This window comes from Micromonospora palythoicola (assembly GCF_036689795.1).
GTDB classification, from domain to species: Bacteria; Actinomycetota; Actinomycetes; order Mycobacteriales; family Micromonosporaceae; genus Micromonospora; species Micromonospora palythoicola.
In genome coordinates this window covers 78,296-97,509 of sequence record NZ_JBAGKI010000002.1, presented here as the reverse complement: position 1 = coordinate 97,509, position 19,214 = coordinate 78,296, and the positions used below count along the sequence as shown (strand labels likewise).

Genomic DNA, 19,214 nt, shown 5'->3' with positions numbered 1-19,214 from the left:
GCGACGAAGGCGAGACTGTGGGTTCGGACCGCTCGACGCCCGCGTTCGTGCATGTCTACGAAAGCCGGCCGTTACGCTCGTGGTTCCGCGTTGGCTGCTCGTGGCTTCCTTCTCGTCTCCAGGGCGAACGACGCGACTTCCAGCCGGTGTTAGTCGGTGCTACGGTACTTGCCGATGCTCCTCGGAGGGCCAATGACGACCGGACAAACCACCATCGACGTACATCTTCTGGGACTGCACTCTCAAGCGGAAGTTAACATTCGGTCGGCCACTGGCGGGCACGGCAGAGGGCTCGGCCAGTTGCTACAGCTGGATCTCGACATCCTGGCTTGGGAAAAGGCACTAACCGGCAGGCCAGAGACCGGCCAACTTACTGCAGCTCGCCGCGAGCTGGGATTCGCAATTTACGCGGCCAGCATAGGTCTCTATCTCCATGCTTACGCGGGCCTGCGCGTATTCCTTGAATTAAGCTTTGCATCGGTATACTTCTCGGCGAATGAGCTACACCGGCGACGCTGGGTTGCCGATCGTGCTGATTTCTCATGGTCGGCAGCGCTGGACGAAAACGATGGCGTCATGTCTAGGCCTTTTGTGCAAGAATTTAGCGAAACGGCCGCCGAGGATGCGCAAAAGTTCGCGAAAGTTGCGGCCCGCTGCTACCGGCATTGCTCGCAGTTTATCCACGGGAAGCTCGCTGCAACTCGATTGCTTCCCGAGACATTGGACTTCTCGTCTGTCGTTTTAGCCGACTGGCTAAGAACCGCCTCCGACTCGGCGAGCGTGGTTCTATTCCTTCTTTACGCGCGATATGGTGATGAGCTGCTATCTGGACCTCATCAGGACCGTCTAGCGCCCACTGTTGAGGTATGGTTCGGACATCTCGAAGAGGTTCGCAGACGACTAGGCTTACCTATCGAAGGGAGGGAGGGTAATGCCGGCTGATCTCTTCTTTCGGACGGAAGATATTCCAGCAGATGACGTGCTGGAATATCTTGTCGAGACGCCCACGGATCGGGAAATTATCGACAGCCTCAAGGGGCGCTCCCCGGTGATACTCAAAGGAAGCCGAGGAGTCGGAAAGTCATTCCTCCTGCGATCCGCCCAGGCCGAACTCAACCGCGACCGGACTGAGACACGAATATTGCCCGTGTACGTCACGTTTGCCCGCGCCACGCTTATCACCAACCCAACCCCCGAACGATTCCTGGCGTGGATGATCGCGAAAATCTGCAACCGGATCGTCCGTGCAGCGACGACAGCCGGTCTTGGGCTACCCGGAGGCTCCGCCATTTCTGCCATCAGGGGCGGCGACTCCACCCCATCACGGATGGAGGAAGTGGAGCAGCTTTTCGAGAACGCCTGGAAGACGAGTTCCGCACCAGACCCGAGATCCGACGTTCCCGGACCAGAACTCTTGCGGGATGCCGTCGAGGACCTGTGCAAGCACGCGCAACTGAGACGTATCGCGCTCTTCGTAGATGAAGCCGCTCACGTTTTCATTCCACAGCAACAACGTCAGTTCTTCACGCTAATGCGCGACTTGAGGAGCCCATTCCTGTCCGTAAAGGCTGCGGTGTACCCGGGTGCAACAGCATTCGGCGAAACCTTTCAGCCCACTCACGATGCAACAGTTCACAGCGTTGATCGAAACGTCGCTGCTCGCGGATACGCTCTGACAATGAGGGAGCTAGTGCTTCGCCAGGCCCCCTCAATGAATGAACGTATCGGACAATACGGTGAAGTATTCGACGCCTTGGCATACGCAGCTACAGGTAACCCTCGAATCCTCTTGAAGACAGTAGCACGCAGCTCGCCTTTCAACCGAAGGAACGCACAGGACACAATCCGCGAGTACTACCGCGAGGAGATCTGGGGAGAGCATTCAAGTCTGACCGAGCGTTACCCCGGACACGGCGATCTGATCGACTGGGGCCGACGTTTCATTGAAAACCAAGTTTTGCCCGATCTTTACGCCAGGAACCAGAAACGCAAGAGCGGAAGCGAAACATCCTCGTACCTTTGGATACACCGAAACGCCCCTCATGCGGTTCGAGAGGCACTACGTCTCCTTTGCTACAGTGGCATTCTTCAGGAAGGCGTAGCGGGGATTCGAGGAACCAGAAGCGAAGTGGGAACTCGTTACATGGTCAACCTCGGCTGTCAGATTGCACTCGACCCGGAGCCAGTCGCATACGGAACTGAGCTGAGGAGATCTCTGTCTGTCCGGCGGACGGTGGAGTTCGGACCCAACCACCCTAGCTATCGCCCCATAGACAGGCTGTCAATTGACGCCATAGATAACGTCGATAATACTGCCCTCCAAGCCCGGCTCCAGGCGCCGATCGGCCTACTGGATATTACCGATTTCCAGCGACAGAAGTTGCATGAGTTGAATCTAGATACTATCGGAAAAGTGCTCGAATCGAACGAGCAGACGTTTAGGCGCGCTCACTATGTCGGTGCCATACGCGCTCGGCGGATGCGTAACGCCGCGGTAGCGGCCGTCCTTGAATACCTCTCCGGCTAAGGACGTCGCGCAACTCGCTCCTGGTCCACAGTGGATTGACGTGAGCACAGGTGATCTCGGCGGGCCTGCCAGAAATGATCTTTCCCTTCACGAACTGCTCTGGACCGGATTTGACGAGTGGTCGACCCGAGTGTGTACGGACAGACACCACTTCACTGCTTCGTACGGCCTCGGGTGGCCTTTGGCAGACACCACGACGTCAGGGCCTCATCGGTGAGGTGAAGGCGGTTGGTGGTTTCGGCGAGGAAGCCGGCATAGATCTCGGCCGGCGACGCACTCCATTCCGGGTCGAACTCGCCGTGCCATTGGCGCACCCAGGGCAGGATCTCGCGCAGCCCCGCGACCAGCGGCAGCAGCCGGTCGGGGGCCCAGCCGTCCTCCTGTTCGCGGGCGACGATCAGGGTGGCGAGGGCCTGGGCCTGCTCGCGGTGGTCCCAGCCGGCCCAGCCGACCAGCAGCGACGGGTCACCGTCGCGGCTGGCACCCGGGTACGACACGAAACGTTCCTTGGGTACGTCGAGCTTGCCCCGATGCTTCCAGTAGCTGGCCTTGACGAAGTCCGCCGAGGTGTACTTCGGCGGCACCGGGATCTGCTTGCGGAACTCCCGCTTCGCCGCTTCGTCGGGCAGCGCGTCCTCGGCCCGTTGCAGCTCCCACACCTGCTCCCAGTCAGCGCGCTTGGCCAGGCCCGAGTCCTTGTAGCGCAGCGCCGCCAGGTGCGGCACGTGCTCGTCGGCGACCAGGTCGGCGATCACCTTGCCGAGATCCTGACCGGGCGCGTGCAACTCGGCGACGGCGAGCACGTTGGGGTCGCGGCGCAGCTCGTCGGCGAGTTGCACGGTAGTCAGCGGGCGCGGCTGCTCCAGGCCGTCGACGTGGTGATACCACAGCTCCCGCGCCTCGCACCGGTCCAGCAGCCAGTCCCGCAGCGCCTTGGCCTGCATCTTGTCCCAGCCCTCGGTGGCCCACCGCCGCTTGCACTCCGGCCGCTCTATCAACCCGATGTTGCGGTTACTCTCGATCAGCTCGATCCGCCGCCCCACGATCGCCTTATACTCGTCCGACCAGTGCGCCGGCAGCTCGGTGATCGGCGTCGACCCGTGCCGCGCGAACCACTGCGTCTCCAGCCCCTCGTCGCGCATTTTCCGAGCGAGGACGATCTCGAACGCCCGCTGCCCCAGTTGCAACTCCGGCACTTCGTCACTCTGGGCGGTCAACTCTTCGTCCAGCAATCCGTAGAGCGAGTAGACCTGCCAATCCAACTCCTCCTGCAACGCAATCATCCGCGCCCGCACCGAGCGCCACTCCCACTCGGCAGCGGAAAGTCGCTCTCGGGTAGGCACCCCAGTCCCCACCGCTGCTGCCGGAATCAGGGTGGCGAGGCGCCGCGCCAGCCTGTCAATCTCCCGGCTCGATTCAAGCGGGTACGCCGACGGCAGCGGGAATTCCTGCAACTTCGTACCAGTGAACTCGTAGAACCTTTCCCAGTCATCAGGGGTGAAGCCTCCACCCTCGCCGCGGATGCCCTTGTCGTGGCTAACCTGCTTCAGCCAGAAGCAGGCGGCCGCGCTGTTGAGAACCCCGAGCAGCCGCAGATGATCGTCCTCCGTCGCCTCCGATCCTAGTTTGATTACCGGAGCAGTACGGATGCAGGCATGCTCGCCCCGCAGGAGCGAAAAGCTACTGTGCGTGGCAACGAAAGGGTAGGCAATAAGATTCGGCGTCGCCAGCCTGCGGGAGTAGAACTCCCGGTACTCCGTCCAGCTGATTCCGTCGATATCTTGGACAGGGATACCGAACCTCCTCCTCATCTGGAGGTTGCGCCGGTACGGCCAGAGCCGCTTGTACATGCCGTTCAGCGGGGTCAGGGTCAAGGGTGTAAGGTCATCAGCGTAGGGCCAGATGGTGGACATATCTGTATCGAGTTGGAAGTCCCGAATATGTTCGCCTCGGACAATCGGCCGTGTCGCAACGTCCGGGATCCGGCGTGAAACGCTCGGCGTGAGTTCGAAAACATCGTCTTCGCCTGTGATCGAGACGAATCCTAGATCCTTCGTCACGTCTGCCAGGCGAATCGGAGAGGCTTCCTCTATCCGTGCCTGCAGATGGTTGGCGCCGCCTCCCGTCAGACTCCACGGGAAACGGGCCAACTTGTCTCGGTCAAGATCAGAAACGCTGATCCAAGCGGTCTCGGAGCCTGGCGCATCCAGCTGCTGAACTATCGAACGCCACACGATACCGTTGCTAGGGTCTTCCGGAGCCCTGGGTTCTCCGCGGATAGACATGACCGTTCGCACTAGCCCAGATCGAAGGCTTCTACGATTGCGGCCGACCAAGATTACGGTGGGCGTGCCATGTCCAGGAATGTAGGCACCTGACGTATCTATTACATGCGTCAGGTCCACCTCGCTGGCAAAAAAGCGCTCAATGAGTCTCTTGCCGAACTCGCGTTTCATGAATGAGTTCGCTGTAATCTGCGCCACACGGCCGGATCTATACCCACCTGACTCGGCAGTTTTCGCGAGCTCGAAGAAGCGCTGCGCAAATGGCACCGAAAGCGAGTAAGCGCCATGACAAGCGGAATATATATCTCGGTATAGATCATTTAGGCGGCGGTCTTTAACCGTGATATAGGGAGGATTCCCCACAACCACATGGTATCGTCCGTCCTCCAAGATTCCAGGGTGGTCGTGCATGTCTTCTGTGGCATAGTGAAAGTCGGCCAGGTCACCGGAACCCTGCTCTATAGGAAGCGCGAGTTGGCGGTGTTTGATTAGGGAATCGCCTACGGCAAGGTGCATAGGGAGGGTATAGCCGGCTGCATCGGCAAGGGTCTTGACGCCGCTGGCGCGGAGGGCGGCCACCAGGAGGCGGAAGCGGGCGATGGCTACGGCGAAGGGGTTGATGTCGACGCCGTGGACGGCGTCGAGGGCGAGACGTACGCGTTCGTGGATGTCGCGGCTGGGGGCGTGGTGCTCCCACTCCTTCAGGAGGCGCTCGAAGGCGCCGAGGACGAAGTGGCCGGAGCCGCAGGTGGGGTCGATCATTCTGACCACGTCGTGGCCGAACTCTTCGATCGCCGGGGTCAGCGTCAGGTCGAGGATGAACTCTTCGACGAACTCGGGGGTCTGGAGCAGGGCGTAGGTCTTGCGGGCGGCTTCGGAGAGATCCTGGTAGAGGTCGCCGAGGAAGCGGGTGTCCCACTCGGGGTCGGTGAAGTCGTGCACCAGGCCGCCAGCTTCGCCGCGTCGCCGCCAGAAGGCGATCAGGTTCTTCGCCTCGTCATGGGAAAGCGGAATCTGGTAGAGCGGGTTGTGCCGCTTGTCGAAGAGTGACTTCCCGGCCTGGGTGCTGGCGATGGCGTCGAAACCCTGTTCCAGCCAGCCGCGCAGGGTCTCCTCCGGCCGGTCGCGGAAGAACTGCGCCTCGGCTTCCTCGGCCAGCACCAGCCTGTCCCCTGGACCAGCCAGGTAAGGGTCGGGCAGCAGGCCGTTGTCCTCGCAGAAGCGTACGAAGACGGTGCCGAGCACCCAGGCCACGGCTACCTGTGTCACCCGCTCGTCGCGCCAGGCTGTCCAGGTGGCGGCGGTACGGCCGACCTTGAAGGCGTGGTCGTATTCGCCACGCAGCTTGGCGCGCACCTCCTCGACCGTCTCGGCCTGCTCCCGCAGGTCCTTCTCCAGGTTCTTGACCTGCTTCTGCAGGTCCGACAAGAGCAGCTTCCGGTCGACCACGCGACGACTCTAGTCGTCCCGCTCACGGGACGGAGCACCCATAAGGCCCGTTTCCGTCGCCGAGCCGCTACCTACGGCTCCCGCATCCAGAGCTTTGGATCGTTCACGAAGACACCCTTGCCCTGGTGCCGCCAGATCACCCGAAGGGCTTCCAGCCGCACATAGACCTGCTTGACCGTCGACGGACTGACCTTGTACTTCGCGGCGAGCTGCGTAATCGAGGGCAGCTTCTCCCCCGGCTTGAGCTTCTTGGCTCTGATGTCGGCGATGATCTCGTCGGCGATGCGGATGTAGTCGGCGATGATCGGCATGACCTTCCCCTTGCGTGGCACGCCAATTCGATCACGCAACGACACTCCACAACAACTCACCGTTTGACTCAGATGACTGGGACAGCTAAGTTGAGTCACGCCTCTTCCCCTTGCGTGGCAACGAGGAGCAGAGGCGTTCCCCCTGGTCGGGGCGGGTGCGCGTGCCCGTCCCGACCCAGTGAGCTGCTCTGTCGTCGTACCGCCGAACTGGGCTGCGGCGGCCGAGCGGGCGGGCCGTGCGGACGCCGGCCACGCACGGCCCGCCCTTCCACGCACCACCGCACCGACCCTCCGCGCTCCCGACTGCCCCCGAAAGGACCGTCGTGGCCCAGGTGTATCGAGGTGGCCAGCCCTACGGGACCGGCCACCCGGCCCGGTTGACCCCGCACGAGGTACGCACCCGCACGTTCGACAGGCGTCGCCGTGGGGTCGACCCCGATCAGGTACGCGAGTTCCAGGCCATGGTCGCCGACGAGTTGGCCGACCTGCACCGGCAGTTCCGTACGGTCGCCCAGGAGAACGAGCGGCTCAAGCGGGCCCTGCGTGACTGGCAGTCGATGCACGCCCGGCACTGCCGACCGCCGAACCAGGGCCGCTGGTGACCACCCGCCCGACCCCCGGCGACCTGCTCCGGATCGACGGCCGCGCCTCGGTGCAGTTCGCCGGAGGCCGGGCGCTGACCCTGCGGGTCGTCTCGACAAGCGACCGTCACGCGTACGACGGCTGGATCTGGCTGACCGGGTACGTCATCGACCGGCGCGGCAACGCCACCGCCAAACGCGAGGTATACGTCCAACTCGCTGGCCTCCGCCCCGCCTCCGCACCTGCTCCAGCGCGCCAGGTCAGCCGGCGCGGTGAAGCTGGTGGGCCGCGCGGAGCGTCGGCACGACCGTCCCGTGCAGGTACGGCGCCGAGGTGAGTCGCCCCCAGTGGTCGGTGAGGCGCATCGCCGACGGGTGGGTGAAGGCGGCGACCAGTGTGTCCACTCCAGCGATTCGTGCGCGTTCGAGGTGCGATCCGAGCCGACGACGGTTACTCATCACCGAGGTGAGGGGCCGGTGGACCTCGACTCCCTGCACGATGCACAACGTCGGTTCGAAAATCCGTACGGTCGCTGACAGGTGTGGCAGGCAGTTGCGGCTCATGGTCGGATTCCCCAACGACTTCGCGCTTCCGGCCACCGTGGCGGAGCACAGGCGCAGGTTCGCCATGGCGTAGGCGTCGAACAGGTGCACGGACCGGAGCCGGCCGGGAAGGCGAAGCAGTTCCCCGTTTCGGTCCGGTCCCGGATCTCGGCCTACCGCGAGCCGCAGCGCGCTGGCGACGCCCCTCATGTGCGGGTTCCGGGAGGGGAAGGCTGTCGCGGCGGAGGCATCACCTCGGTGTGCCGCTCGTCCAAGTTCACGCCCTCGCGGGCTCGGCCGGTATCCATGGCGATTACCAGAATGCGCAGCGGACGGTCACCGAGCCACAGATCGTAATGCCGGCCCACGTGGGAGAGCTGGCCGGCGGCGAAGGCCGCATTCGGCCGTGCCGCACCGGCCCGATCGCGAAGGGCACTGCGCCGGCACCGGTCGAGATTCCGGCACACGCAGGCACCCGACTCGGCGAGAACGTTCGCTGTCAGGTAGCCACGGAGACCCTCGATCCGGCGAGCGGTCACAGCCGGGTAACTGGCGAGGCGCGACGCCTTATCCGCGAACATCGGACTCAGACCATGGTGTCCGGTGCGAGCACCGCTGGGGCGTCGAGGTCGTTGACGGGTACGCCCAGCCATCGGAACCGGCCGTTGCTGCCGGGTAGATCGGTGTAGTCCCGCCACCTGAGGACGTAATCGCCGGTCAGGTCGCGTTGGTTAGGCAGATGGTGGCTGCCGTCGTGTCCCCACCGGAGAGTACCGGTGAGCCGCCTGCCGTCGTGGACCCGGAACTCCTGGTCCCTGGTGGTCCGGGTGGGCGGCGGTGCGTTCCACAGGGTGTGGTCGTTGGTCAGGAGGATCGCGAGGCCATTCGTGGCCGTGTCGCCGGAGCGACAGAACCGCTCCAGCCTCGCGATGTCGAAGACGAAGTTGCGCCGGGCCAGGTCGGTGGCGGCATGGCCACGCAGACGGAACTCTTCGTCCGTGCCCGGGTCGGTGCCGACCCAGCGGGCCGTGAAGTACTTGAACTCGATCGCGGTACGTCCGTTCGTGCCAAAGCATAGGAGGTCCAGGTATTCGGCCTTCTCCTGTCGCACCTCCAAGCGGACTGATACGGCTGCGTCGAGCCGGTGGACCGCCCAGGCGAAGGCGTGCTGGAAGTCAGCCTCCGAGTGGAACACCCTCCGCCTGGCTCGCAACTCGTCCATCACGGCGTCCAACGGCACCGTTCCCGCGATTCGCACCCGCGCTCCTCCCCTGCCACACCCGTCCGGCCACAACAATTCGGATGGACATGGTGACCGAACGGAGCCACGGTGAGGAACAGCCGATCAGGCAGGGGAATCCGCCGACCGCATCGGTCAGCTCGAACTCAGCGCCTCGCGGAGGAAGATGGTCTCCCTCGCACTCGGCGGCTCAGTCGTACCGGCGTGCCGCTCGATCACGAGCCGTTGGCCGGTTGGCAGCGACGACAGGCGCGCTGCTTCCCTAATCTACTCGGCAAGGATGCCTGGACGCGGTAGCCGCAGCGACAGATGAAGTCATAAGACAGAACAACGAGCCAGTCCGGTTGCAGCTATACCTTGGGATGGCGCCCCAGATCGTCCGATAGTTGCCTATCCAAGATCACCGACGAGAACAGCGCGAGCGTGAACGTAAGAAGCATCAACCCGGCCACCAGTACAGTCGTCGCGCCAATCTTCGCTGACGCAGCCGAAAGCTCAACCGATGAATCACCGACGGTGGTGACATTCGCGACGACATAATAAACAGAATCCGCAAGCCTGCGCAACTCGGCCAGAAATCCGTGATCACGAGACATCCCAGTAAACCCCCCAAATCTGAGCTGAAGGGTGGATATCGATACCGCCAGACTGAGCACCATAAAAACTGCCAGCGTAATAAAAACGATCAGTTCATCCAGGACGGTGCCGTCCTCCGGCCGGCGCCCGGTGACCCCTGCCGTGAAGTATGATCGGGCATATCTACCTACCACTAGATACCAGGCCACAGCTTCCGCCAATAATCCCATGCTGTACATGACGACCCATAATGTCAATGCAGATGCGAGAATGGAAACAGCAATTCCAGCATTCGGCAGTAGAGCATTCAACGTGATAGTCGTCGCATAGGAAACGAGAATAAATCCAGCGCCACTGATGAAGACCTTTGCACCCAGCTTAATTACGCCCTTCCTAAGCCTAGTCAGCCTTGAATCCAGAGGATCAGGGGAATAGATGCGGCGAATCTTGTACCACTTGGCGCCAAAAGGGAAGAAATTCCCGCCGTGTCTCTCGAACAGGTCGGCCAGCGCAAGCTCGTCCCTCGGTGGCCGCTGCCTCGACGCGCGCTCGTAGCTGCGGGCTTTCCGCGCCGCCCATCGGACGGCGTTCGCGAGGGCGACCGACTTGAGCAGGGCGAACGACATCAGGCCGCACACGGCAACGACTGCGAGCATCCGACAATTCTCCAGGCAGCTCGAGGGCCGAGCAAGACACTGCCCTACTAGAATCTGCGGGTCCTGACAGACTACACACTGGAGCAGCATGTTGGCCTTGCTGGTCACCGCCAGGAATGAAGAGCAGACGATCGCGTCTGTGCTCGCAACCTTCCACGAGCAGATTCAAGGTTATTCAGAGCCAACAACGATGATTGTTGTAGACGATGATTCAAGCGACCGCACTGCCGAATACGCGCGTCGAGCGGGCGCCTCAATCGTAATTCCGTCGGGAGGTGTCGGGCTGGCACAGTCCTTTCAGCTAGGCATCGACGCCGCCCTGGAAATCGGTGCCACAACTATCGTACATACAGATGGAGATGGGCAGTACGCGCCCTCCGACATCCACTGCCTGCTGAGGGAAATCGGCAAGGGCGTGGACCTGGCCATCGGAAATCGACTCTGGCGACGCCCTCAACACATGACACATTCTCGGTACCTGCAGAATCTTGCACTGTCGAAGACAGTGTCGCTGATTTCTCGTGTCGCAGTAGCGGATAGCCAGAGCGGCTACCGCGCGTTCACTGCGCAACTTGCCACCGCCGTCCGCATCTCCAGCAAATTCACCTATACTCAGGAGCAAGTTATTCGCGCAGCAAAGCTAGGATTCCGGATCACAGAGGCGCCAATCTCATTCCATGCACGCCGCTTCGGTTCAAGTCGCCTCGTGCGCTCCCCTGCCAACTATGGCTACCGGGTCATCAGGGATCTGCTAAACATCAGCAGCGTCACGACGCGGTCACCGCGCTGCGGTGGGCGTTGACGGCCCAGGCGTCGGGGAGGGCGATCCACTCGTTGTCGCCGACGCGCACCACGGCACCGTCCAGCTTGGGCAGCACCCCGGGGTCGTCCATCGGGCAGAGCAACCAGACGTCGCCCTCCCCGCCGCGAGCCGCCTCGGCCAGCTCGTGGAGCCGCTCCATCGCCCGATACCGCGCCAGCACCGCCGCGTCGTGCAGCAGCACCGGTCCGGCGCTCGGCGACAATGCTGCTCGCAGCTCAGGAGCAGCCAGTTGCCACGCCTGCTCGACGTACTCGCCGAGCTTGATGGCCGCTCGGGAGCCCGGCTCGGCGATGTCCGCGCCCAGCACCGTCTCCCAGGTGGGCTTCGGACGCGCGTCGACCAGGCCGCGTAGCTCACGCAGGAACACCGCCGCCACGTTGACCGGTCGGGCGTCGAAGCGTCGAGTCAACTCCTCGCGGGCCAGGGCGTAGCGGTTGAGGCGTACGGTAAGTGCGCGGAACCCACCGGCGGACCTGGCACCGGTCAGCCGCTCCTCGGCCCGCACCGCTGCCGCCAGTTCCGGCGACTCGGCCTCCCACCGGCTCGGCGCGTTCGTGGCCGACGGGCGACGTTGGACGAACGACATCGAGGACGAGCCGGCGCGCGGCGGGGGTGGAAGGTACCGGTCCCGATCCCAGCGCAGTTCGAAACCGGCCTCGGCGAGCAGCTTGTCGAGTTTCGGATGTGACGGCAGCGGTGCCGTCAGCTCGGGGAAACGGGCGGCCACCCGCTGGATGACGTGCTCCGGGGTGAGGCCCCGCCGGCCCTCGGGCGTGGTCACCGGAGGCACCACGCCGGCCTGGGCGAGCCGCAGCGCGCGGACCGGGTCTAGGTTGCGCGGGTACAGCTCCAACCGGGCGGTCGCGGCTGCTTGGTCCGAGGCTACGGCGGCGAGCACCACGCGCCGCCGGTCGTCGACGGCGTCGGCCACGCCGCCGGGCGGGGTCACGGCCGCGAGGGTACGCAGCACGGTCGCCGCGCTGGGCAGCACCTCGCTGGCCGCGAGTTTGTCGGCGGCCTCGCCGAGCGCGTTGGCGTAGTCGAGCAGCGCCGGCGCGGCCGGGGTGTCCGGACCGTCGTCCTCGCCCGCTTCGAGGGCGACGAGCAGCCGGTCGCCACGCGGGTTCGGCTTGCCGTCGACGTCGCCGCGCGCATGCCGCCGCAGCAGCAGGCGCGGCTCCTCCTCGATGGCGTCGACCTCGACGGCCGCCCGCACCGCGGCGACCGCCACGGCGAGCCGCAGGTCGTCTCCGGTACGCACCGAGCCGCGACTGACCAGCAGCGCCTCGGCCAGCTCGGCGACCCCCATCACCCGCCCACCGTCGCGCAACAGCTCGATGATCTGGGTACGCACGCTGCCCACCACCGGCATGCCCTGCCAGCGCTTGCGCTGCTTGCCGAGGATCTGGGCGATCCGGCCGGACGTGACGCCGACAGCGGCGGCGACCTGTGGCTGCTGCGGCCACAGCTGCAGTGCGGGCAGCGTGCCGGTGGCGTCGGGCAGGTTCAACAGCAGCCGGGTGGCTTCCACCTCGGCGACGTTACGGCCGTTCTTGGCCGGCACGAGCAGTGCGGCGATGGCGTCGAGTCCGACGCGTACCAGATCGGTGTCGCCGGCATTTGTCGTCTCGGTGGCGACCTCGGCGGTGGCTGCCTTACGGGCGGCGGCGGAGGTGGGGATTGTTTCCCGCTCCCCCAGCCGGGTGCGCCACTGCTTGACCCGGCGCTGCAACTCCCTACGCGTCCGGGCACCGAGGCCGGGCAGCGTGGCGAAGGTGTTGTTACCGACGGCGAGTAGTTCGCCGACGGTGGTGGCCTCCACCCGGTGTGCGGCGGACACCGCCCGTGGGGTGAGCCCGGCGGCCTCAAGCGAGGTGACGCGGGTGGCCTTGGCGGCGGCCTCCTCACGGGCCTTCTCGGCGGCCTGCTCGTCGGGCTCCTCGGCCTCGATCTCCGGATGCTCACTACCGACCGGAGCACTCGCGTCGGAGCGGCGGAACACCTGCTGCCAGGCGTCGCGCATCTCCTTCAGTGAGGCGAACCGACGACGATGGTCGCGGTGCAGGGCCCGCTGGAAGAACTCCACCAGGCCGTCGCGGATCGCCGCGTCGAACGCCTCCGCGGCCAGCACCGGCGGGCCCTCGGTGAGCTGCGGCTCGGTGCCGCCGTCCCCCCACAGCGGCAGCTCGCCGGAGGCCATCTCGTGGAGCGTGACACCCAGGGCGTACCACTCGGCGTGCTTGTCGTAGACCTGGCGGGCGGCGGTGCCGAGAAACGGGTCGAGGTAGCGCGGGGTGCCGGCGCTGAGTTCCTTGACCGACACGCCGGCCAGGGAGAAGTCGAAGAGCACCAGTTGGCGGGTGCGGTTGGGGCGGATGCGGATGGCGATGTTGTCCGGCTTGATGTCGCGGTGGTAGACGCCCTCGCCCTCCAGGTAGTCCAGGGCGCCGAACAGGTAGTCGCTGTAGGTCTCCAGCTCGTCGATGGTGAGTCGGCCGTCGTCCCGCAGCTTGCGGGCGAGGGTGTGGTCGCCGGCGTGCTCCAGCACCACGACGGTGCGGGTGCCAAGTTGCAGTGGCTCCGGTCGGGCCAGGCGGATCACCCGGGAGTCGGTGAGCGGGCCGAGCACCCGGGCCTCGTGGGCCAGACGGGCGGCCTTCTCGTCGGAGAGGGCTACCTTGAGCACCTCGTTACGACGGGTGCGCTCGTTGAAGGCGAGGAAGGCCCGGCAGGTCGAGCCGGTGCCGAGGCTGCGGACGACCTTCCACTCGCCGACCCGGTCGCCGCCGCGCGCCTCCAGTGGATCCACCTGCTCCGGTGTCGGTTCCGCCGGGTGCGTGGAGGTGGGTGGCGGGGCGGTCAGTTCGTCCTCCACCTCCTGGAGCATCTCGACGAACTCGGCGACCGTGGTGAGGCGCTGGACAGGCACCGGGGCCGTTGCCGCCTGGATCATCTCGTCGGCGAAGGTGCTGACCGCGTCGGCGATCGATGCCGCACGCAGCCCGTTGTCCCGGGCGAGCCGGGTGAGCAGTTCGGGGCGCTTCGCCGCCGGGGGCTGCCCGGTCAGGATCAGGTACGCCAACGCGCCGAGGCCGAAGACGTCCATCGCGACCGCGTCCGGATTCGGCGCGCTCAGCTCCGGCGCGAGATACGCCTCCGCCGAACGCTCGATGTGGTCCGCGGCGTGTGAGGAGGGGGTGATCGGGTCGCCGCTGCCGCTGCTGTCGGTGCCGCGGGTGGCCGCCTGCCAGTCGCTGACCAGCAGTCGGGGCGTCAGCCACGCCTCGTCCTCGCTGCCGCCGCGCCGCCGTGGCCCGGGAGCGACCAGCACGCTGCGCGCGGACAGGGCGCGATGGTGCAGCTTGCGACGGTGCGCGTACGCCACCGTCTCGGCGAGCTGACGGATCATGGCAAGTCGGGTGAGCACGTCGAGGCGCTCGCCGTACTGCGACATGTAGTGGTCGAGACGGATCGTCCGTGGATCGTGTCGGAAGATCAGCGCCGGCCCGGCCTCGTGCTGCTCCATCGAGTCGACCTGGACGATGCCGGGATGGCTGATGCCGTGCAGCACCGACATCTCGCGCCGGGCGGCCCGTTCGATGCTGGCCCGCGCGGCCTGGGCGGCGTTGCGCTCGACGAGGTAGATCCGTACCCGGCGGTGCTCCCGCTCCAGGTCGCGGTGCCGGGCCCGGTGGTCCTGCCAGGTCGGCCCGACGTCGAAGGGCCGAGTCTCCAGCTCCCACGCGCCGACCTGGTAGTGCCTCCGGCTACGCGCGATGCCGACATCCGCGAGCAGATCCGGCAGGGCCGCCGCCACCTCCCGGGTGACCCTTCGCCGCTCGTCGTCCGGCTGCCGCAGCAGCAGCGACGTGATCGGATCCAGCTTGCCTTCGCGGCCCTCGATGGGCTCGGGACCGTAGACGCCGTGCAGGTGATGCTCCGACAGCTCGATCGTCAGCCCCGGCTTGGACAGGAAGACCGCCGCCTGGATGAACGGGATCCGCACCGCCTGGCCTCGTCGGCGGCTCGCGGCGACCTGGAGCAGGGACTTGAGCTTCTTGGCCTTCGCGTCGGCCAGATGCAACGGGTTGTCGAAGGTGCGGGTGCCGTTAGGGCTGTGCAGCAGCCAGTTCGAACCGCTGGAGGTGAGCCGCCCGGACCAGCTCTTGATCTCGACGAGATAGAGGCCGCCTGGGGCGGCGACGAGCAGATCGACTTCGTACGGATGCCCGGTCTGTGCGGTGAAGGTGAAGTTCGACCAGGCGCGGTAGGGCTCGGTGTCGGGAAGCAGCGTCTGGACGTGGGCCAGCGCCTCCCGCTCGTGTGCGAACTGCGACGGCGTGATCGTCGTCCACCGGCCCTCCTGCATGGGCAGATCCTATGCTCAGCGGCCGACTGCGGCGGGGTCGCCGGTCCACCGAATGGTGGGGGTGATCCGATATAAGGGACGGATGGACTTGCCGCCGTATCTGGCCACGATGCCGATGCACGCGATCACCGAGATGCACGGCGAGGCCGGGCTGCGGGAGCGGTTCCGGCTGGAGATCGAGGGGTTCGGGGCCGCGGAGCGTGGCCGGCTCGAGGAGGCGCTTGAGCTGGCCTCGCGGCTGCACCGCCATGATCGGCGGTCCCGGGAGCCGTACGTCAACCATCTGCTCCGGGTGGCGATCCGGATGCTGCACCACTACCAGGTACGCGACGTCGACGTGATCGTCGCCGGACTGCTGCACGACACGGTCGAGGACCATCCCGCCGAGCTGGCCGGCGGTGAAGAGCCGAGCGGAGAGCCGGGCGGAGAGGCGGGCGGTGGTGCGGACCTGGGTGGCGGTGCGGACGGCGTTGAGGAGGTTCTGAGCGCCGACGTCAGGTCGGCGGCCCTGGGGGCGCTGGCCGAGCGGTTCGGCTCGCGGGTGGCGCGGCTGGTCGCGGCGGTGACCAACCCGCCGTGGGAACCCGGACGCGACCGGTACGAGCAGTACCGGGAGCATGTCGCCGCCAGTCTCGAACGGGAACCGTGGGCGCGGGTCATCAAGGTCTCCGACTTCACCGACAACGGCGTCGGGGTGATCCATTCGGTCGGCCCGAAGGTGGAGTCGTCGGCCCGCAAGTACCGGCCGTTGGTGCCGGTGTACCGCGACCTCGTCACCCGTGCCGACACTCCCCTACCGGAGCCGGTCAAGCGACACATCCTGGACCAGCTCGACCTGGCCGAGCAGCGGTTCAGCGCCATCCTCGACCAGCCCGCCCACCCCGCCTGAGCGACGCTGCGCACGCCACACCGGCGACGCCGCCGCACGCCACATGATGACGCCTCCGCACGCCGCGTCGGTGACGCCTCCGCACGCCGGTCGACGACGCCTCCGCACGCCGCACCGGTGACGCCTCCGCCACACCGGTGAGGCTTGCGATCCTCTGGCCGCGCCGCTGATCCGTCCGCGCCATCAGCTCGACAGCGCGCGGCACACACGGCGTGGACGCCGCCGACCCCGCCTGAGTGGCAGCGTCCGGACCTGCCGGCCACGGCTGGCTGTCACCGTTCGGCCGGGGTTCCGGTGGGTGGGGCAGCCGGCAGGTTGAGCCTGCTGACCAGCAGTTCGGCCTGGGCCACCGACCCGCCGCCGACCCCGAGCCCGCCACGGGCGGCACGGTAGAAGCCGTCCCGTGCCTCGTTGGCCCGGTGCAGCAACGTGGGCCGGTCGGCATCGGCCTGCCCGTCCCGGGCCAGCCGCTCGACCTCCCAGACGGTGTCCCGCCAGGCCCGGGCCGCCGCGACCGTCGGCGCGTCACCGAGCAGCAGTACGTTTTCCCAGGCCAGCGTGTGCCGGAAGTCGGCCTCCGCCAGCTCGGCGAGCGCCACGTCCCGGTCGACGTAGCCGCCGGTCAGCCGGCTGGCGATGGTGTGTGTCTCCTTCAACGCACGGGCGAACTCGACGTACGCGTCGAGCCGGCGCTCGTCCCAGCGCACCGTCTGGGAGCGTCGCCAGCGTGACCGGTCGGCCAGCGACGTGGCCACGATCGTGCCGATCGTGCCGACCAGCACGCCGAGTAACGCGGGTAGCTGCGCAGCGATTCCGTCCATCGCCGGACAGCCTGACAGCAGCGGGCGCGGAGCGTCCACACGTCGCGAGCGGATCCGCACTGGGTACGATGCGATGATCTGGACGACCCTCGGATAGGAACTCGGCATGCCCAGCCCGTCGGCCGTGCACGTGAATCCGCTGACCCAGTTGTCCCTGGCCGAGCTACGGCGACGCACCAGCGTCAAGTGGCGCCAGTACGCCGACGACGTGCTGCCGCTGTGGGTGGCCGAGATGGACGTCCCACTGGCCGCGCCGGTCGCCGAGGCACTGCACGACGCGGTCGGGCGCGGTGACACCGGGTACGCCTGCGGGACGCACTACGCCGAGGCGCTCGGCGACTTCGCGGCCCGCCGGTGGGGGTGGCCCGACCTGCCGGTCGACCGCACGACCCTGGTCCCGGACGTGATGCTCGGCATCGTCGAGGTGCTCCGGCTGCTCACCGGTCCCGGCGACGCGGTCGTGGTCTGCGCGCCGGTCTACCCGCCGTTCTACGCCTTCGTCAGCCACGCGGACCGGCGGGTGATCGAGGCACCGCTCGGCGCGGACCAGCGGATGGACACCTCGACGCTGGAGGAGGCGTTCCGCCGGGCCCGCGCGGGCGGCCGCCGGGCGGTGTTCCTGCTGTGCAACCCGCACAACCCGACGGGTGTCGTGCACCGCCGCGACGAACTCGAGGCGGTCGCCGACCTCGCCGGCCGGTACGGGGTGCGGGTGGTCTCCGACGAGATCCACGCCCCGCTGGTGCTGCCCGGGGCACGGTTCGTTCCGTACCTGACGGTGCCCGGTGCCGGGGACGCCCTGGCCGTGCTGTCCGCCTCCAAGGCGTGGAACCTGGCCGGGTTGAAGTCGGCGCTCGTGGTGGCGGGCCCGCAGGCGGTCGCCGACCTGCGGCGGATCCCGGAGGAGGTCAGCCACGGGCCGAGTCATCTGGGCGTCATCGCGCACACCGCCGCGTTCCGCGACGGCGGTGAGTGGCTCGACCGTCTGCTGGCCGGACTCGACCACAACCGCGAGTTGCTGGGGGTGTTGCTGACGCGGCACGCCCCGGCCATCCGGTACCACCGTCCCGAGGGCACCTACCTCGCCTGGCTGGACTGCACCGCACTCGGCATCGACAGCGGTCCGGTCGGCGACGAGCCGGGGGTGGTGACCGACGTCGCCGGGCCGGCGAAGCTGTTCCTCGACCGTGGGCGGGTCGCTCTCAGTTCCGGGCATGTCTTCGGCACCGGCGGCGCCGGCTTCGTACGGCTCAACTTCGCCACCGCGCCGGAGATCCTGACCGAGGCGGTGACCCGGATGGGCCGCGCCGTCGCCGAGCACCACGCGACGGCTGGTTAGGGCTGCCTCGCGGCGGCGGCCTTCGCGGCGACGGCGAGCGGTGCGATGGGCGGTCGGTCGAGTAGCTGACCGAGGTCGGGGCTGGTGTTGTCGAGGAAGCCGTGCCGCACGCTGGTGGCGATCGAGGCGAGCATCGGCGGCTGGAACGGCAGGAGGGTGTCGTCGGCGAGTAGCCGTGCGCGGTACTCGTCCAGCCCGATGGTGCGGTGCGCGACGCCGAGCTGCCCAGCGATCTCGGCGGCGGTGATCGGGGCGCCGACCAGGTCGTAGCTCCTGCCGGCGTGCGCGGTCGGATCGCTCGCGACGATCGCCGCAGCCGCGGCCAGGTCCGCCCGCGCCACCGCGGCGAGCGCGCCGTCGCCGAATGCCGACTCCAGACCGTCGGGCACCCAGCTCAGCAGCGCACCGAAGAGTTCGGCGTAGAGCCCGTTGCGCAGGATGGTCCAGCCGAGCCCGCTGGTTCTGATCATTCGCTCGGTGGCGCGGTGGGCGAGCGCGAAGCCGAGGTGGTCCCCGGCACCGGTCAGGCTGGTGTAGACGACGTGGCTCACGCCGTCGCGGACGGCGGCGTCGAGAACGGCCCGGTGACGGACGATGACCCGGTCGTCCTCGGCGTACCCGGCCGGGACGAGGAGCAGCGTCGAGACCCCGGTGAGGTCGAGGCTCGCGGGTTCGTCGAAGTCGAGGTGACGTTGTTCGCCCGAGGGGGTGCGGCTGGCACCCAGGGCGGGCACATCTCGTCCGGCAAGTTCCCGCAGGGTGAGCGAGGCCAGTTGTCCGTTCGCGCCCGTCACCATGATCATCG

At 66.6% G+C, this 19,214-nt stretch carries 14 protein-coding genes; 6 read left to right on the top strand and 8 right to left on the bottom strand.

Annotated features, from left to right (window positions below; genetic code table 11):
• Nucleotides 1–192 precede the first annotated feature (192 nt).
• Together V5O40_RS01545 and V5O40_RS01540 are read left to right on the top strand one after the other, a co-directional pair.
• Nucleotides 193–942, top strand: a complete 750-nt coding sequence (locus V5O40_RS01545; RefSeq protein ID WP_332903735.1) for a hypothetical protein — start codon at nt 193–195, stop codon at nt 940–942.
• On the top strand, nt 932–2,527 hold the full coding sequence (locus V5O40_RS01540; RefSeq protein WP_332903734.1) for a hypothetical protein: 1,596 nt from the start codon (nt 932–934) through the stop codon (nt 2,525–2,527). The genes V5O40_RS01545 and V5O40_RS01540 overlap by 11 nt, the downstream gene beginning before the upstream one ends.
• A gap of 152 nt (nt 2,528–2,679) precedes the next feature.
• Here the strand turns inward: V5O40_RS01540 and pglX are convergent, their stop codons facing one another.
• Both pglX and V5O40_RS01530 read right to left on the bottom strand, forming a co-directional pair.
• Nucleotides 2,680–6,261, bottom strand: a complete 3,582-nt coding sequence (gene pglX / locus V5O40_RS01535; protein ID WP_332903733.1) for a BREX-2 system adenine-specific DNA-methyltransferase PglX — start codon at nt 6,259–6,261, stop codon at nt 2,680–2,682.
• Between the two features lie 71 nt (nt 6,262–6,332).
• A complete protein-coding gene (locus V5O40_RS01530; RefSeq protein WP_332903817.1) occupies nt 6,333–6,572 on the bottom strand; it encodes a winged helix-turn-helix domain-containing protein in 240 nt (79 codons plus the stop codon).
• Between the two features lie 323 nt (nt 6,573–6,895).
• On the opposite strand from V5O40_RS01530, the gene V5O40_RS01525 reads away from it, so the two are divergent.
• Nucleotides 6,896–7,174 (top strand): DivIVA domain-containing protein, encoded by a 279-nt coding sequence (locus V5O40_RS01525; RefSeq protein WP_332903732.1) that lies wholly within the window; start codon nt 6,896–6,898, stop codon nt 7,172–7,174.
• Between the two features lie 240 nt (nt 7,175–7,414).
• Here V5O40_RS01525 and V5O40_RS01520 read toward each other — a convergent pair whose 3' ends face one another.
• The 3 genes from V5O40_RS01520 to V5O40_RS01510 all read right to left on the bottom strand — a co-directional run bounded on the left by V5O40_RS01520 (nt 7,415) and on the right by V5O40_RS01510 (nt 10,168).
• Nucleotides 7,415–7,807 carry a hypothetical protein gene (locus V5O40_RS01520; protein WP_332903731.1) on the bottom strand — a complete coding sequence of 131 codons (393 nt, stop codon included), beginning with the start codon at nt 7,805–7,807 and terminating at the stop codon, nt 7,415–7,417.
• A 475-nt stretch (nt 7,808–8,282) separates the two neighbouring features.
• Entirely contained in the window at nt 8,283–8,954 is a 672-nt protein-coding gene (locus V5O40_RS01515; protein ID WP_332903730.1) for a hypothetical protein, read from the bottom strand.
• A gap of 332 nt (nt 8,955–9,286) precedes the next feature.
• Complete coding sequence (locus V5O40_RS01510; protein WP_332903729.1) at nt 9,287–10,168, bottom strand: hypothetical protein; 882 nt, start codon at nt 10,166–10,168, stop codon at nt 9,287–9,289.
• Between the two features lie 88 nt (nt 10,169–10,256).
• Here V5O40_RS01510 and V5O40_RS01505 point away from each other — a divergent pair, with 88 nt between their 5' ends.
• Complete coding sequence (locus V5O40_RS01505; protein ID WP_332903728.1) at nt 10,257–10,970, top strand: glycosyltransferase family 2 protein; 714 nt, start codon at nt 10,257–10,259, stop codon at nt 10,968–10,970.
• Here the strand turns inward: V5O40_RS01505 and pglW are convergent.
• A complete protein-coding gene (pglW, locus tag V5O40_RS01500) occupies nt 10,936–15,360 on the bottom strand; it encodes a BREX system serine/threonine kinase PglW (RefSeq protein ID WP_332903727.1) in 4,425 nt (1,474 codons plus the stop codon). The two genes, V5O40_RS01505 and pglW, sit on opposite strands and share 35 nt — an antisense overlap.
• Nucleotides 15,361–15,442: 82 nt before the next feature.
• Between pglW and V5O40_RS01495 the strand changes: the two genes are divergently transcribed.
• Nucleotides 15,443–16,249 (top strand): phosphohydrolase, encoded by an 807-nt coding sequence (locus tag V5O40_RS01495; RefSeq protein ID WP_332903726.1) that lies wholly within the window; start codon nt 15,443–15,445, stop codon nt 16,247–16,249.
• A 272-nt stretch (nt 16,250–16,521) separates the two neighbouring features.
• Here the strand turns inward: V5O40_RS01495 and V5O40_RS01490 are convergent, their stop codons facing one another.
• Entirely contained in the window at nt 16,522–17,070 is a 549-nt protein-coding gene (locus tag V5O40_RS01490; RefSeq protein ID WP_332903725.1) for a hypothetical protein, read from the bottom strand.
• A 106-nt stretch (nt 17,071–17,176) separates the two neighbouring features.
• On the opposite strand from V5O40_RS01490, the gene V5O40_RS01485 reads away from it, so the two are divergent.
• Nucleotides 17,177–18,409, top strand: a complete 1,233-nt coding sequence (locus V5O40_RS01485; protein WP_332903724.1) for a MalY/PatB family protein — start codon at nt 17,177–17,179, stop codon at nt 18,407–18,409.
• On the opposite strand, the gene V5O40_RS01480 is transcribed toward V5O40_RS01485, so the two are convergent.
• Nucleotides 18,406–19,212, bottom strand: coding sequence for an NAD(P)H-binding protein (locus tag V5O40_RS01480; protein WP_332903723.1), 807 nt, complete (start codon nt 19,210–19,212; stop codon nt 18,406–18,408). The two genes, V5O40_RS01485 and V5O40_RS01480, sit on opposite strands and share 4 nt — an antisense overlap.
• Nucleotides 19,213–19,214: the final 2 nt, after the last annotated feature.